Origin of the sequence: Microbacterium sp., from assembly GCF_031988965.1 — a bacterium.
Lineage (GTDB): Bacteria > Actinomycetota > Actinomycetes > Actinomycetales > Microbacteriaceae > Microbacterium.
The window spans coordinates 14,192-14,450 of record NZ_DALZXX010000075.1 but is presented as its reverse complement, the minus strand read 5'-3'; the positions used below and the strand labels follow the sequence as shown (position 1 = coordinate 14,450).

Genomic DNA, 259 nt, shown 5'->3' with positions numbered 1-259 from the left:
CAGCGGTGGACTGCGGCGACGCGGATACGAGGCGCAGAAGCAGGCGGCGCGGCTCGACGCCGTGAGCACCGACTTCGCCACCGGGCTGCGCGTTCTCGGCGCGCTCGGGGGAGCATCACGGGCTGCGGAGCGCTACGTCGCCGAGAGCGCCGTCGCCGCCGAGGCCGCGTACCGCGCCGAGAAGGCGGCGGCCGGGCTCACAGCGCTGAACATCCTCGTCAGCGGACTCGTCTTCACCGGCATCGCCGTGCTCGCGGGG

General features: G+C 74.5%; 1 pseudogene. It reads left to right on the top strand.

Annotation, left to right across the window (positions count from 1 at the left end):
• Positions 1-259, top strand: a pseudogene (locus tag RTM68_RS12255) (hypothetical protein); the annotation flags it as partial.